Origin of the sequence: Kitasatospora sp. NPDC002965, assembly GCF_040611255.1 — a bacterium.
Lineage (GTDB): Bacteria > Actinomycetota > Actinomycetes > Streptomycetales > Streptomycetaceae > Kitasatospora.
Genome location: NZ_JBEXNT010000004.1, coordinates 106,895 through 120,657, shown reverse-complemented (window position 1 = coordinate 120,657; position 13,763 = coordinate 106,895). Strand labels below are relative to the sequence as shown.

The 13,763-nt window shown below is 73.2% G+C and carries 11 protein-coding genes and 1 tRNA gene; 8 read left to right on the top strand and 4 right to left on the bottom strand.

All coding sequences use genetic code 11. The features are described 5' to 3' along the window. The first annotated feature begins 73 nt into the window (after positions 1-73). Positions 74-769, top strand: coding sequence for a M48 family metallopeptidase (locus ABZY91_RS03355; protein ID WP_329883142.1), 696 nt, complete (start codon positions 74-76; stop codon positions 767-769). 127 nt (positions 770-896) lie between these two features. On the opposite strand, the gene ABZY91_RS03350 is transcribed toward ABZY91_RS03355, so the two are convergent. Then, a complete protein-coding gene (locus ABZY91_RS03350; RefSeq protein ID WP_355399425.1) occupies positions 897-1,532 on the bottom strand; it encodes an NUDIX hydrolase in 636 nt (211 codons plus the stop codon). Then, positions 1,529-3,088, bottom strand: coding sequence for a zinc-dependent metalloprotease (locus ABZY91_RS03345; RefSeq protein WP_329952290.1), 1,560 nt, complete (start codon positions 3,086-3,088; stop codon positions 1,529-1,531). The genes ABZY91_RS03350 and ABZY91_RS03345 overlap by 4 nt, the downstream gene beginning before the upstream one ends. A gap of 269 nt (positions 3,089-3,357) precedes the next feature. Here ABZY91_RS03345 and ABZY91_RS03340 point away from each other — a divergent pair, with 269 nt between their 5' ends. From ABZY91_RS03340 to ABZY91_RS03325, 4 genes are all read left to right on the top strand, one after another. Then, positions 3,358-4,446, top strand: coding sequence for an NAD-dependent epimerase/dehydratase family protein (locus ABZY91_RS03340; protein WP_329952298.1), 1,089 nt, complete (start codon positions 3,358-3,360; stop codon positions 4,444-4,446). A gap of 212 nt (positions 4,447-4,658) precedes the next feature. Continuing rightward, positions 4,659-5,099: a molybdenum cofactor biosynthesis protein MoaE gene (locus tag ABZY91_RS03335; protein ID WP_329883139.1), complete on the top strand. Its 441-nt coding sequence runs from the start codon at positions 4,659-4,661 to the stop codon at positions 5,097-5,099. A gap of 207 nt (positions 5,100-5,306) precedes the next feature. Next, complete coding sequence (locus ABZY91_RS03330; protein WP_329883138.1) at positions 5,307-5,495, top strand: hypothetical protein; 189 nt, start codon at positions 5,307-5,309, stop codon at positions 5,493-5,495. A 42-nt stretch (positions 5,496-5,537) separates the two neighbouring features. Beyond that, positions 5,538-6,614, top strand: coding sequence for a PDZ domain-containing protein (locus tag ABZY91_RS03325; protein WP_329952289.1), 1,077 nt, complete (start codon positions 5,538-5,540; stop codon positions 6,612-6,614). Between the two features lie 146 nt (positions 6,615-6,760). Here ABZY91_RS03325 and ABZY91_RS03320 read toward each other — a convergent pair whose 3' ends face one another. Then, positions 6,761-7,324 (bottom strand): PPA1309 family protein, encoded by a 564-nt coding sequence (locus tag ABZY91_RS03320; protein WP_355399421.1) that lies wholly within the window; start codon positions 7,322-7,324, stop codon positions 6,761-6,763. A gap of 284 nt (positions 7,325-7,608) precedes the next feature. Here ABZY91_RS03320 and ABZY91_RS03315 point away from each other — a divergent pair, with 284 nt between their 5' ends. From ABZY91_RS03315 to ABZY91_RS03305, 3 genes are all read left to right on the top strand, one after another. Continuing rightward, positions 7,609-10,635, top strand: coding sequence for a UPF0182 family protein (locus ABZY91_RS03315; protein ID WP_355399419.1), 3,027 nt, complete (start codon positions 7,609-7,611; stop codon positions 10,633-10,635). A 64-nt stretch (positions 10,636-10,699) separates the two neighbouring features. Continuing rightward, positions 10,700-10,773 (top strand) — tRNA-Met (locus ABZY91_RS03310). A 383-nt stretch (positions 10,774-11,156) separates the two neighbouring features. After that, positions 11,157-13,127, top strand: a complete 1,971-nt coding sequence (locus ABZY91_RS03305; protein ID WP_329952287.1) for a tetratricopeptide repeat protein — start codon at positions 11,157-11,159, stop codon at positions 13,125-13,127. A gap of 159 nt (positions 13,128-13,286) precedes the next feature. On the opposite strand, the gene ABZY91_RS03300 is transcribed toward ABZY91_RS03305, so the two are convergent. Beyond that, positions 13,287-13,706, bottom strand: a complete 420-nt coding sequence (locus ABZY91_RS03300) for a Fur family transcriptional regulator (RefSeq protein WP_329883133.1) — start codon at positions 13,704-13,706, stop codon at positions 13,287-13,289. Between the last annotated feature and the right edge of the window lie 57 nt (positions 13,707-13,763).

Genomic DNA, 13,763 nt, shown 5'->3' with positions numbered 1-13,763 from the left:
CCCGATCGCTCCACGAAACATTTCGGCCACGGCAGCGGACTTCTGTCAGGGGTACCGGGTAACGTCGTGTGCCATGGCAGCCGAACGGGACTCCCATCCCCAGGCGTCGCCTCGGCGTGCCCGTGCAGCGTCCGGGTCGCAAGTGGCGGCGCCGAGTACGCGCGGGCGTCCGGAGCAGCAACCAGGGGCCGCGCGGTCGGAGCCGTTCGACCGTTCCCGGGTGGAGGTGCGGCGCAGCGCCCGGCGCAGCCGGACGGTCTCCGCGTACCGGGAGGGCGACCGCACCATCGTGCTGATCCCGGCCCGGATGTCGCACGCCGAGGAACAGCGCTGGGTCGCGCAGATGCTGGAGAAGCTCGCCGCCCAGGAGAGCCGCCGGGTGCTCGGCGACGACGCGCTGGTGGCGCGGGCCCGTGAGCTCTCCGCCGCCTACCTGGACGACCGGGCCGAGCCGGCCCAGGTGCGCTGGGTGACGAACCAGAACTCGCGGTGGGGTTCGTGCACCCCCAGTGAGCGGACGATCCGGCTCTCGCACCGTCTCCAGGGCATGCCGGAGTACGTCGTCGACTACGTGCTGCTGCACGAGCTGGCGCATCTGCTGGTGCCGGACCACGGGCCGGCCTTCTGGGCGCTGCTGGAGGCCTATCCGAGGACGGAGCGGGCCCGCGGCTACCTGGAGGGCGTGGTGTCGGCGGCCCGGCTGCCGCACATTCCGGGGGCGCGGCACGCCGGTCCGCCGGACTCGGAACCGGCCGGTTCCTGCGGCTGAGGCGGTGGCCCCGCGGCTCGCGGGAGTCGCGGCGGACACAGGTGCGGAGTCAGGTACGGAGAAGGGCGTGGGCCGTTGTGGCCCACGCCCCTTTCCTCGTCCGGACGCCCCCGAACGCCTCAACCGGTCAACCGGTCAGCTGCCGGGCGCGGGCGACGAGGTCGCGCACCGACCCGTCCGTGAGGTCGGGCAGTGCGTCGAAGTCGAACCAGCGGAGGTCGAGCGACTCCTCGCTGATCAGGGCCAGGGAGCCGGGCGGCGCCACCGCGACGTACTGGACGTCGAGGTGGGTGTTCTCCGGCCGGTCCTTGCCGGTGCAGCGCACCTGGTGCCGGTCGAGCTTGACCGGGACGGGCGCGCCGTCCTGCGTCAGTAGCGTGAGACCGGCGATGCCGGACTCCTCGGTGGCCTCGCGCAGCGCGGCGGCGGCGAGGTCGCGGTCGCCGGGCTCGCAGTGGCCGCCCATCTGCAGCCACAGGCCGACCTTGGGGTGCAGGGTGAGCAGCACCCGTCCGGCGGCCGGGTCGACGACTGCCGCGCTGGCGGTGATGTGGGCGGGCAGGCAGGAGCGGAACAGGCCCTCGGGCTGTTCGGCGAGGTGCTGCAGGTAGTCGCGGCGCAGCCGCTCCTGGTCCTGGTCGGCGGGGCGCCAGCCGTCCAGGGCGCGGACGGCGTCCGCGTGCAGGGCGCCCGCCCCGGCGGCGCCGGCTTCCGTGCCGCCGGTGCTGCCCGTGCCGCCGGGGACCGTCTCGGTGACCGTCATGCGCCGGGCTCGCCCTTTCCGTCCTCGTCGTCGTTCTTCGTCAGGTCGGGCTTCGGGCCGGATCCCGGCTCGGCCGCCGGGCCGGACGTCCCGGTGCCGCCGCCCGCGGCGGCCTCCCCGAGGAGCTTGTCGATCGCGTCGAAGTCGAGACCGCCTTCGAGGCTGCCCGCGGTGTCCCGGTGCACGAAGGCGTCCGGGTCGTCGAGGTCGGCGGCGGTGGGCAGCATGTCCGGGTGCTGCCAGAGGTCGTCGCGGCCCTCGACGCCGCGGGCGTCGGCGAGCAGCGCCCAGAGCCGGGCGGCGTCGCGCAGCCGGCGCGGCCGCAGTTCGAGGCCGACGAGGGTGGCGAAGGTCTGCTCGGCGGGCCCGCCGGCCGCGCGGCGGCGGCGGACGGTCTCGCGCAGGGCGCCGGCCTGCGGAAGGTGGGGCTCGGCGGCGGCGTGCACGACGGCGTCGACCCAGCCCTCGACGAGTGCGAGCGCGGTCTCCAGGCGGGCGAGCGCGGCCTTCTGCTCGGGGGTGTCCTCGGGCTGGAGCAGGCCGCCGGCGAGCGCCTCCTGGAGGGCTTCGGGGTTGCTCGGGTCGAGCTGGCCGACCAGCTCCTCCATGCGGGTGGTGTCGACCTTGATGCCGCGGGCGTAGGCCTCGACGGCGCCGAGCAGGTGGGCGCGCAGCCACGGCACGTGGGCGAAGAGCCGCTGGTGGGCTGCCTCGCGCAGGGCGAGGTAGAGCCGGACCTCCTCGACGGGGACGTTCAGGCCCTCGCCGAACTCGGCGACGTTCTGCGGCAGCAGCGCGGCCTTGCCGGCGGGGGCGAGCGGCAGGCCGACGTCGGTGGAGCCGACGACCTCCGCGGCGAGCGCGCCGAGCGCCTGGCCGATCTGGGTGCCGAACATGGCGCCGCCCATGGAGCGCATCATGCCCATCAGCGGGCCGGCCATGGCCTGCATCTCCTCGGGCAGGACGCCGCCCATGGCGTTGCCGACGCGCTCGGCGACCGGGTCGACGAGGTCCTTCCAGACCGGAAGGGTGGCCTCGATCCACTCGGCGCGGCTCCAGGCGACGGCGGTACCGGCGCCGGACGGGAACTCGGTGGAGCCGTCGAGCCAGAGGTCGGCGAGGCGGACGGCCTCGGCGACGGCGGAGCGCTCGGTGGCGCTCACCGACCGGTCCTTGCTCTTGCCCTCGGCGGGCTCGGCGACGACCGTCTGCCGGGCGATGTCCTTGGCCAGCTCCCAGTTGACCGGGCCGCCCTCGAACGAGAGCATCTGACCGAGCTGCTGGAACGCGGCGCCGAGGTCGTTGGGGTTGAGGCCGCCGAACATGGCGGCGAAGGGGTTGTCGCCGGCGCCGGGGGCACCGGGGGTGCCCGGTCCGCCGGGCAGGCCGCCCATGCCGAAGAGCGCGCCGAACGGGTTGCCGGCACCGAAGCCGAAGGGCTGCGGGCCGCTCTGCTCGTCGCCGCCCTGGTCCTTCTTCTGCTCGTCTCCGGGCTTGGCCTTGCCGTCTTCGGGCTCCTCGGGCGGAACGCCGAATCCGAAGGGAAGGTCGCTCACGGGGTCCTCGATCCGGTCGGCCGTCATGCGGGTGGTGGCGGTGAAATCTGCAGGCCCGGGGCGGTCGGTGGAGTGGGGGACTCCCGGCCGGTGGGCGGCTCCCACGCGGCTGGTCCGCGCCGGGTGCACCGCCGGGCCTCCGCCTCGGGCAGGATGGACGTACGTGACACACGTACGTACGCACATAAGCTAACCGTGGAGGATGGCCGGTGAGTTCCCCGCCTTCGGACGTTCGCTCTGGGCTGACCGGAGGAGAGGACGCCCCGGACATCACGGCGTCGCCTCCTCCAGCCTATGACGGAAGACCCCTGACCGTGGCGGTCACGGGTGCCGCCGGCGTGCTCGGCGAGCGCGTCGCAGCCCGGCTGGTCGCCTCGCCGGGCGTGAAGAAAGTGCTCGCGGTGGACGACCGGCGCGGTGAGGTGCCGGGCGTCCAGTGGCGGGTCCTGGACGTGCGGGACCCCGCCGTCGCCGAGCGGCTGGCCGGCGTGGACGTGGTGGTCCACCTGGCGATGGACCTGGGCATGGAGTCGGACCCGCGGGCGCGCAGCGCCTACAACGTGCGGGGCGCGCAGACGGTGCTGACGGCCGCCGCGGCGGCCGGGGTGCACCGGGTGGTGCTCTGCACCTCCGCGATGGTCTACGGCGCGCTGGCCGACAACGAGGTCCCGCTGGCCGAGGACTCGGAGCTGCGGGCGACCGAGGAGGCCTCGCTGGTCGGGGACCTGCTGGAGATCGAGCGGCTGGCCCGGCGCGCGCCGCGGGCGCACCCGGGGCTGCAGGTGACGGTGCTGCGCCCGGCGGTGGTGGTGGGCCCCGGGGTCGACACGGTGCTGACCCGGCACTTCGAGGCGCCGCGGCTGCTGGTGGTGGCGGGTTCGCGGCCGTGCTGGCAGTTCTGCCACGTGGACGACCTGGCGGCGGCGCTGGAGTACGCGGCGCTGGGCCTGGTCGAGGGCGAGGTGACGGTCGGCTGTGACGGCTGGCTGGAGCAGGAGGACGTGGAGCGGCTGTCGGGGATCCGGCGGATGGAGCTCCCGGCCTCGCTCGCGCTGGGTACGGCGGCGCGGCTGCACCGGCTGGGGCTGACCCCGGCGCCGGCCGGTGACCTGGCGTACACGATGTACCCGTGGGTGGTGTCGGGCAGCCGGTTGCACGAGGCGGGCTGGCGGCCGACGTACACCAACGAGGAGGTGCTGGCGGAGCTGCTGGCGCAGGTGGCGGGGAAGCACGCGGTGGCCGGGCGCCGGCTGGGCGGCAAGGAGGCCGCGACCAGCCTGGGCGCGGCCGGGGCGACGGTGGCGCTGGTGGGTACGGCGGCGCTGGTGCGGCGGGCGCGGAAGCGGCGCCGTTTCTGATCGGCGACGCGCCGACCGCGGTCGCCCCCGGGCCGCGGCCGGCCGCCCGGCTCCGGCTCCGGGTCCGGCCCCGGTCCGGGTAGCCCGGGGACTGGCCCGGGTCCGGTCCGGAGGGTGGCTCGCTCCGGGCCGTTTCTCACGATGCGAAATTCCTCCGTCGTGATGCGGAAAGCTCTTGCCCCGGACCGCCCGGGATGGGGGATCATGGGGTCATGTCCGAGAACCACGACCCGATCCGCCTGCTCGCGATCCGCGACACCCCGCTCTCCCTCGACGAGGTGTACGACGCGGTGGGCGACGACGCGGCCGGCGGGACGACCGTCTTCGTCGGGACGGTCCGCGACCACGACGGCGGCAAGTCGGTCTCCGCACTGGAGTACAGCTGCCACCCCACGGCCGAGCAGGAGATGCGCCGGATCGCCGAGAAGATCGTCGCGGACTTCCCGGTCCGGGCGCTCGCCGCGGTCCACCGGATCGGCCGGCTGGAGATCACCGACAAGGCGGTGATCGTCGCCGTCTCCTGCGCCCACCGCGGCGAGGCGTTCGCCGCGGCCCGTCGGCTGATCGACGACCTCAAGCACGAGGTGCCGATCTGGAAGCACCAGGTCTTCGCCGACGGCGAGGAGGAGTGGGTCGGCGCCGGGAGCTGCTGACCAGCCCCCGCAGCCCCGCCCCCAGCCCCCCGCAGCCCCGCCGACGCGCAGGCGCGCCGGGCCCTCACTCGAACGGGTGTGGGCCTGTGCGCCGAATACTCCCTGGCAGTGAGCCGATCGGCCGTGCCGTAACCCGGAAGGCGCCGTCAACGTTGTCCGCCGGAGTGGTTAATCTGCTCATAGACACGACGAGCTGGGAGTACTGAGATGGCTGCGCTCGCCTGGTTGATCATTCCGGTTGTCGCCGCACTGCTCGCCGCCGTGTGGGCGGGGTGGGCCCAGAGGGCCCCCAGGGCGACGGGGGACCCGGCCTCACTGGCCGAACACAAGCGGTTCATGGCCGCGATGGAACGCACCACGACCGGCTCCGGTCCGGGCGAGCGCCCGGGCCGGTAGCCCGCCGGGCGTACCGTCGGTCGCGTCCCGTACTGTCGAGTCATGCCACGCCGCTCTGCGACGATGCTCGCCGCCACCCTGCTGCTCATAGCGCTGCTCTGTGTCTCGGTGCTGATGAAGGTGCCGTACACCGAGATGAGCCCGGGGCCGACGTACAACACGCTCGGGGTGCAGGAGAAGACGGGCACGCCGGTGATCACCATCACCGGCCACGAGTCGTTCCCGGCGAGCGGCCACCTCAACATGACCACCGTGCAGGTGACCGGGGCCAAGTACGAGCCCAGCCTGGTCAACGCGGTGATCGGCTGGCTGCGGGACGACGTGCTGGTGGTGCCGCACGACAACGTCTACCCCAAGGGGCAGACCGACGCCGAGGCCAAGCAGCAGAACGCCGAGGAGTTCGCGCTCTCCGAGGACCACGCCCGGACCGCGGCGCTCAAGCAGCTCGGCATCCCGATGGGCAGCGAGCTGATCGTCCAGGCCGTCACCGCCGGAGCCCCGGCCGAGGGCCGGCTGCACGCCGGCGACCAGATCGTCGCCGTCGACGGCACCGCGGTGGCCGACCCGGAGGGCGTGGCCAAGGCGGTCACCAAGCGCCAGCCCGGCGAGCAGGTGGTCTTCACCGTCGTGCCGCGGGTCAAGGAGGGCTCGGCCGAGCCGGGGGTGCGCACCGACATCACCGTCCCGACCGTGAAGTCGCCCGACAGCGGCTCCGCGATGGTCGGCATCCGTCCGGGCCTGAAGCACACCTACCCGTTCCGGATCGACATCGGGCTGCAGGACGTCGGCGGGCCCAGTGCCGGCCTGATGTTCTCGCTCGGCATCATCGACAAGCTGACGCCCGGCGACCTCACCGACGGCCGGTTCGTGGCCGGCACCGGCACCATCGACGACAACGGGGCGGTCGGGCCGATCGGCGGCATATCGATGAAGCTGATCGCCGCACGGGACGCCGGCGCCGAGTACTTCCTCACGCCGGCCGCCAACTGCGCCGAGGCGGGGAAGAACACCCCGGACGGGCTGACCCTGGTCAAGGCCGAGACGCTGGACGGCGCGCTGAAGTCGCTGGAGCAGATCCGCTCCGGGCAGACCTCCGCACTGCCCTCCTGCGCCGCGTAGCCGACCGACCCACCGCCGGCCGGCCGGTCAGCCGGGCGATCGCAAGACCGGAAGACCTGAAGATCGCGAGATCGTGGGACCGGCATGCGGAAGACCGGTCAACCGGCCGGACGGCCGGCTGACCGATCGACCGGTTGACCGTTGCGCTACGAGAAGGTCGCCAGCAGGGCCTCGGTCAGGCCCGGCACCAGGTCGGGGCCGGTCAGCACCTCGCGCGCGACGTCCTTGGACCGCAGCCGCAGCGCGACCTCCTTCTTCCCGCCGCGCAGCACGGCGGCGGTGATCCGCACCTCTTCGCGCTTGGGGTGGTTGGCCACCCAGTCGGCGAGCTGGGCGTCGCTGGCGTTGCGCGGGCGGGTCTGCTCGGAGCCGGGCGGCAGCATCAGCCGCTCGACCACCAGCGCGCAGCCGGCGACCGCGTCGGGCCAGGCGATGGTGCCGAGGAACTTGTCCAGCTCCATGCCGGCCGGCAGCTCGTCCTGCTCGACCGGGGTGAGGCCGGCCTCCTCGGTGTCGGGGAGGCCGAGCTGCTTGGCGATGCGCGGGTCGGCCTTGCGCAGGGCGGCGCTGTCCACCAGGGCGAACAGCCGGGCCGGGAGGTCCCAGCCGAGGGTGGCGGCGTACTCGTCGATCTCCAGGGCGGCCCGGGTCAGCGGGGTCGCGGCCGGGAGCGTGGAGACGTCGTCGGGGAGATTGGATCCATCGGACATGCCTCAATCCTCACACGCCGGGCGGGTCCGGCGGGCCCGGCGGTGCCGGGTCCCGTGCCGGGCGCGGTGCCCGGCGGTGCCGTGGGGAGCCCGTCGGGAGGCCGGACGGAGGCCGTCCGGGAGCCGTCGGGAGCGCCGTGAGGCCCCCGCCGGCGGGGGAGCGGGGGCCGGCTGCGCTCGTAACCGTCTGCTAACGGTGGGAACTCGGCTAAAGCCTGGTTAAGTTGCACTGAAGACCGACCGACTCCAGACGACACAACTGAGGTGCCACCGTGGTATTCCAGATGCCGGAACGCTCAGGGCCGGGTTTCCGGCGCAGAGTAGGCCCGCCCTCCCGGCGGGCGCGAGTGCTCCTGCTGACCTTGGGAGTGCTCGCGGTCCTCTTCCTGCTGTTCGTCATGTTCGCCGGATTCTGGACGGACTGGCTCTGGTTCAAGTCGGTCCAGTACTCCTCGGTGTTCACCACCCAGCTCTGGACCAAGATCGGGCTGTTCGCGGTCTTCGGCCTGCTGATGGCGGTGATCGTCGGCTTCAACGTGTGGCTGGCGCACCGGCTGAGGCCGCCGCTGTCGGCGATGTCGGTCGAGCAGCAGAGCCTGGACCGCTACCGCTCGGGCCTGGCGCCGTTCAAGCGCTGGGCGCTGATCGGGATCTCGCTGGTGATCGGGCTGGTGGCGGGTGCCGCGGCCTCGGGCCAGTGGCGGACGTGGCTGCTGTGGACCAACGGGACCTCGTTCGGGGTCAAGGACCCGCAGTTCGGGCGGGACGTCTCGTTCTACGCCTTCGATCTGCCGTTCTACGAGTTCGTGCTGGGCTTCGCGTTCAGCGCGGTGATCGTCTCGCTGCTGACCTCGGTGCTGGTGCACTACCTGTACGGCGGGCTGCGGCTGCAGGGACCGGGCCGGCGGGCGAGCGTCGGTGCGCAGGGGCACCTGGCGGTGCTGCTGGGCATCTTCGTGCTGCTGAAGGCGGTGGCGTACTGGCTGGACCGGTACGCGCTGGCCGTGAAGACCGGCGCCTACCGGGAGGTCTCCGGCTGGACCGGCCTGCGGTACGTGGACGCCAACGCGTTCCTGCCGGCGAAGACGATCCTGTTCTTCGTCGCGATCATCTGCGCGGTGCTGTTCTTCCTGACCCCGGTGCGGCGCACCTGGGCCCCGGCCCTGATCGGGCTGGGCCTGATGGTGCTGTCGGCGGTGCTGATCGGCGGGGTGTACCCGGCGATCGTGCAGCAGTTCCAGGTCAAGCCGAACGAGCAGGCCAAGGAGACGCCCTACATCCAGAAGAACATCGACGCGACGCGCCAGGCGTACGGGATCTCGGACAGCCAGACGATCCCGTACACCCCGAAGGGCACGACCGACGCCGAGGCGCTGAAGCCGGACGCGCAGACCATCTCGGACATCCGGCTGATCGACCCGAACGTCGTCTCGCCGACCTTCCAGTCGATCGAGCAGCAGCGGTCGTACTACGCGTTCCCGCAGACCCTGGACGTGGACCGGTACGGCAAGGACGCGGGCGCCCAGGACACCGTGATCGGCCTGCGCGAGCTGGACCTCAACGGTGTGCAGCGGAACTGGATCAACGACCACTTCAAGTACACGCACGGCTACGGCGCGGTGGTGGCCAAGGGCAACCAGGTCAACGACAAGGGCCAGCCGGTCTTCACCGAGTCCGGCCTGCCGGCGACGGGTTCGCTGGGCGACTACCAGCAGCGGATCTACTACGGCGAGAAGACCTCCACGTACTCGATCGTGGGCGGCTCCAACCAGGAGATCGACTACACCACCGACTCCGGTGAGAACAAGCAGTACAAGTACACCGGCGGCAGCGGCGTCTCGCTGAACAACCCGCTGACCCGGGCCGCGTACGCGGTGAAGTTCGCCGAGCCGCAGATCCTCTACGCGGGGGCGATCACCGACGGCGCCAAGGTGATCTACGACCGGACGCCCAAGGAGCGGGTGGAGAAGGTCGCGCCGTGGCTGTCGATCGACGCCGACCCGTACCCGGTGGTGGAGAACGGCCGGGTGGTCTGGGTGCTGGACGGCTACACCACCTCGGACGGCTACCCCTTCTCGTCGAAGACGACGCTGGGCACGGCCACCAAGGACTCGCTGACCAACCAGCGCGGTGAGCTGCTGACCGTCGCCAACCAGGTCAACTACATCCGCAACTCGGTCAAGGCCACCGTGGACGCGTACACCGGCGAGGTGACGCTGTACCAGTGGGACGAGAACGACCCGGTGCTGAAGACCTGGATGAAGGCGTTCCCGGACACCGTGAAGGCCAAGGCGGAGATCCCGGGCACGCTGATGCCCCACCTGCGCTACCCGCAGGACATGTTCAAGGTGCAGCGCGACCTGCTGGGCCAGTACCACGTGACGGACGCCAACTCGTTCTTCAACGGCAGCGACATCTGGCAGGTCCCGGTGGACCCGACCAGCGACACCAAGCAGTTCCAGCCGCCGTACTACCTGACGGTGCGGATGCCGGACCCGGCGGTCACGTCGGCGAGCTTCTCGCTGACGACCACCTTCGTGCCGCGCGGCCGGGACAACCTGGCGGCGTTCATGGCCGTCAGCGCCGACCCGGGCCCGGACTACGGCAAGCTCCGGATCCTCAAGGTGCCGGGGGACTCCAAGACGCTCGGCCCGAACCTGGTGCAGTCGCAGTTCAACTCGCGGCAGGAGGTGGCGCAGCAGATCACCCTGCTGAAGAGCGGCGGTGACTCGGAGCTGGAGTACGGCAACCTGCTGACGCTGCCCGTCGGCGGGGGCCTGCTGAACGTCGAGCCGGTGTACGTCCGCGGGCGCGGCGCCAAGTACCCGACGCTGCAGAAGGTGCTGGCGGTCTACGGCAACGACAACGTGGCCTTCGAGAACACGCTGGAGGAGGCGCTGCGGAAGGTGTTCGCGGGCGCGGCGCCGGCGACCACGCCGACCGCACCCACCACGCCGACGAACCCGACGACGCCCACCAACCCGACGACGCCGACGAATCCGACGACGCCGGCGCCGGGGAGCACGGTCACGCCCGAGCTGCAGAAGGCGATGGCGGACGTGCTGAAGGCGCAGGGCGAGCTCGACAACGCCGCCAAGTCCGGTGACTGGGTGGCCGTCGGGCAGGCTCAGAAGGCGCAGAGCGAGGCGGCCAAGGCGCTGGCCGCGGCCTTGCAGAAGGCCGGTCTCGCGCCCGCGGCCGCGTCGGCGGGGCCCTCGCCCGGGGCTCCGTCGGGGGCTCCGTCGGGGACGCCCGCCCCGTCGGGCTCACCGGGGGCCACCCCGGCGCCGGCGCCGAGCACCAGCCCCTGAGGCGCTGAGCTGCGGCGACCGATTTCTGTCCCACCCCGCGACCGTGTTATGGTTTGGCTACCGACGCGGGGTGGAGCAGCTCGGTAGCTCGCTGGGCTCATAACCCAGAGGTCGCAGGTTCAAATCCTGTCCCCGCTACTCAGTAGCACAGAGGCCCGGAGGATTCGTCCTCCGGGCCTCTGGCGTTTTTTCGGCCGGGCCGCGGGGGTTGCTCCGGTACCATCGAGCGTCGCCAAGGACGACGGCAGCGGGGTTTGCGGACGCCAGTGTCGGGAAATCGACAAAGCGCCGAAGCAATCTCGTCGGCTTCGGGTCCGCCCCGCCGAAATCGGCCGGGGCAGGTGTACGCGGGTTGCGGGTGATGCGACGATGGGACACATGGGGGACGTTGCACGGCTGCTGACCGGCCGTCCGGTCCGACGCGCCCCCTGGGGGTGCCTCCGGTCCAAGACCGGGGGACGGTCCCCCCGGCCGATGGCCGGGGAAGGATGCCGCGACACTCTGGGGGAGCGGGAGTCGGCATGAGGCTGATCGGAAAGAACGGGACAGGAGCGAAACCGGCGACCACCGAGGCGGACACCGAGGCCTGGGCGGAGAGCCCCGAGCGGAACCCGGGTGCCCTGCCCGCCCAGCGCACCAGCGGCCTGACGGAGCGCCGCCCGGCGCCCGGCTACGGCCCGGACAGCCTGGTGCACGTCCCCACCAGCCGGTTCACCGCCGAGATCGGCCCGTACGGCGCGCTCACCGAACAGAGCGGCCCGGGGGCGGACGCCGGCGAGCACGCCGGCTTCGACTCCGCGAGCTTCGAGACCGCGCTGGCCGCCCGCGAGCAGGCCGCACTGGAAGCCAGGCACCGTCAGGCCGCCGACGACGGCGACGCGGACGCCGCCGGCCGGCTCGGCACGCTGCTGCTGCGCCGCGGCGACCTGGAGGACGCGGAGCCGTACCTGCGCGGGGCCGCCGCTGCCGGACTCCGCTCCGCCGCCAACAACCTCGGCGTGCTGCTGCACCAGCAGGGCCACCGGGCCGAGGCGGCCCAGTGGTGGCGGCAGGCCGCGGTGGCCGGCAGCGCGCCGGCCGCGCACGCGCTCGGCCTGCAACTGCGGGACCAGGGTGAGGAGGAGGCGGCCGAGTACTGGCTGCACTTCGCCGCCGACCACGGTCACCCGCTGGGCGCGTACGCGCTCGGCGACCTGATGGAGCACCGGCGCGACGTCCGCGCCGAACGCTGGTTCAAGGTGTCCGCCGACGCCGGACACCGGGAGGCCGCCTACCGGCTGGCCCGGATGCGGGAGGCGGCCGGGGACAAGGAGACCGCGGAGGCCTGGTACCGGATCGCGGCCGCCCGCAGCCACGCCCGGGCGGCGCTGCGCCTCGGCGTCCTGCTGGAGGACCGGGCCGGCGGGGACCAGGCGCTGCTGGAGGAGGCCGCCCGCTGGTACCGGCAGTCGGCGCAGAACGGCGAGCCCCGGGCCGCGTGCGCGCTGGGCTTCCTGCTGCGCGACTCCGGGGATCTCGGTGCCGCCGCCGAGTGGTGGCAGGAGGCGGCCGAGGCCGGGGACGGCAACGCGGCGAACGCGCTGGGCGCGCTGCACGCCTCGCGCGGCGAGGCCGCCGAGGCGGAGCGCTGGTACCGCAGCGCGCTGGAGGCCGGGGACCAGAACGGCGCGTTCAACCTGGGGCTGCTCTGCGCGGGCGCCGGGCGGGACCAGCAGGCCGAGCAGTGGTACCGGCGGGCCGCGTACGCCGGGCACCGGGAGGCGTGCAACGCGCTGGCCGTGGTGCTGCTGCAGCGCGGTGACGAGTCGGGCGCCGAACCGTGGTTCTCCAAGGCCGCGGAGGCGGGCAGCGTGGACGGCGCCTTCAACCTGGGCGTCCTGCACGCCGGGCGCGGCGAGCAGCGGCAGGCGCAGGAGTGGTACGCGCGCGCCGCTGCCGAGGGGCACGGCGAGGCGGCGCTTCAGCTGGCGGTGGTGCAGGAGCAGCGCGGCAATCTGGCGGGCGCGCTGGAGCGTTACCGCCAGGCGGCGGCGGGCGGGTCGGCGGAGGGTGCGTTCCGGCTGGCCTCGGTGCTGGACCGGCGCGGGGACGCGGACCAGGAGGCCGAGCACTGGTACGCGGTGGCGGCGGACGCCGGGCACCGGCGGGCCCAGGTGCGGATGGGAGTGCGGGCGGCCGAGCGCGGGGCGCTGGAGATCGCCGAGAGCTGGTACCGGCGGGCCGCGGCGGCGGGCAGCCGCAGCGCCGCGTTCAACCTGGGGCTGCTGCTGGCCCGGCAGGACAGCGAGGCCGAGGCGATGCTCTGGTACACCCGGGCCGCGGACGCCGGGCACGGGCGGGCGGCGCTGCGGCTCGCGCTGCTGGCGCTGCGCCGGGGGGAGCCGGTGCAGGCGGAGAACTGGTGCCGGCGGGCGGCGGACTACGGTCCGGCCGAGGTGGCCGAGCGGGCCGGCCGCCTGCTGGGCGCCCTCCACGCCGAGCTGAGCGCGTAGCGCCGGGCCCGGCCACGGGCACCCGGCGCCGCTCGCCGCGGGTCGGGACGTCGTCCTCGTCGTCCTCGTCGTTCACCGGGTCGAGGTGCCCGCCTGCGCGGTCCGCCCGGACACCCTGTGCCGGGGGTGGTGGCGCCGGGGGCGGTTCGCGGGGGCTGCTCAGGGGCCGGTCGTACAGTCCGGACAGAGGCCGCGGTAGGTGATCTCGGCGCCGGAGACGGTGAAGCCGAACCGCTCGGAGGCGGGCAGCGCGGCCAGCGGGTCGCCCAGCGGGTGGACGTCGCGGATGGCGCCGCAGCCGGAGCAGACCAGGTGCTGGTGGGCGTGGTGGGCGTTGGGGTCGTACCGCTTGGCGCGGCCGTCGGTCGCGACCTCCAGCACCTCGCCGAGGCAGACGAGTTCGCCGAGGGTGTTGTAGACGGTGGCGCGGCTGATCTCGGGCAGCCGTTGCGCCGCGCGCGCGTGCACCTCGTCGGCGGTGAGGTGGACGTGTTCTCCGTCGAGGACCTCGGCCACGACCCGGCGCTGCGAGGTCAGCCGCCATCCACGTCCGCGAAGCCGTTCCAGCAGGTCACTCATGGGTACAGGGTAAGTGCACTCCCAGTCTGGTTCCAGTGTTGACTTAGACAAAGTCCA

Excerpts from the sequence above, each read along its gene's own strand:
- ABZY91_RS03355 (WP_329883142.1), top strand. The coding sequence starts at position 74 with ATGGCAGCCGAACGGGACTCCCATCCCCAGGCGTCGCCTCGGCGTGCC.
- ABZY91_RS03350 (WP_355399425.1), bottom strand. The coding sequence starts at position 1,532 with ATGACGGTCACCGAGACGGTCCCCGGCGGCACGGGCAGCACCGGCGGC.
- ABZY91_RS03335 (WP_329883139.1), top strand. The coding sequence starts at position 4,659 with ATGTCCGAGAACCACGACCCGATCCGCCTGCTCGCGATCCGCGACACC.
- ABZY91_RS03330 (WP_329883138.1), top strand. The coding sequence starts at position 5,307 with ATGGCTGCGCTCGCCTGGTTGATCATTCCGGTTGTCGCCGCACTGCTC.
- ABZY91_RS03325 (WP_329952289.1), top strand. The coding sequence starts at position 5,538 with ATGCCACGCCGCTCTGCGACGATGCTCGCCGCCACCCTGCTGCTCATA.
- ABZY91_RS03320 (WP_355399421.1), bottom strand. The coding sequence starts at position 7,324 with ATGTCCGATGGATCCAATCTCCCCGACGACGTCTCCACGCTCCCGGCC.
- ABZY91_RS03315 (WP_355399419.1), top strand. The coding sequence starts at position 7,609 with ATGCCGGAACGCTCAGGGCCGGGTTTCCGGCGCAGAGTAGGCCCGCCC.
- ABZY91_RS03305 (WP_329952287.1), top strand. The coding sequence starts at position 11,157 with ATGAGGCTGATCGGAAAGAACGGGACAGGAGCGAAACCGGCGACCACC.
- ABZY91_RS03300 (WP_329883133.1), bottom strand. The coding sequence starts at position 13,706 with ATGAGTGACCTGCTGGAACGGCTTCGCGGACGTGGATGGCGGCTGACC.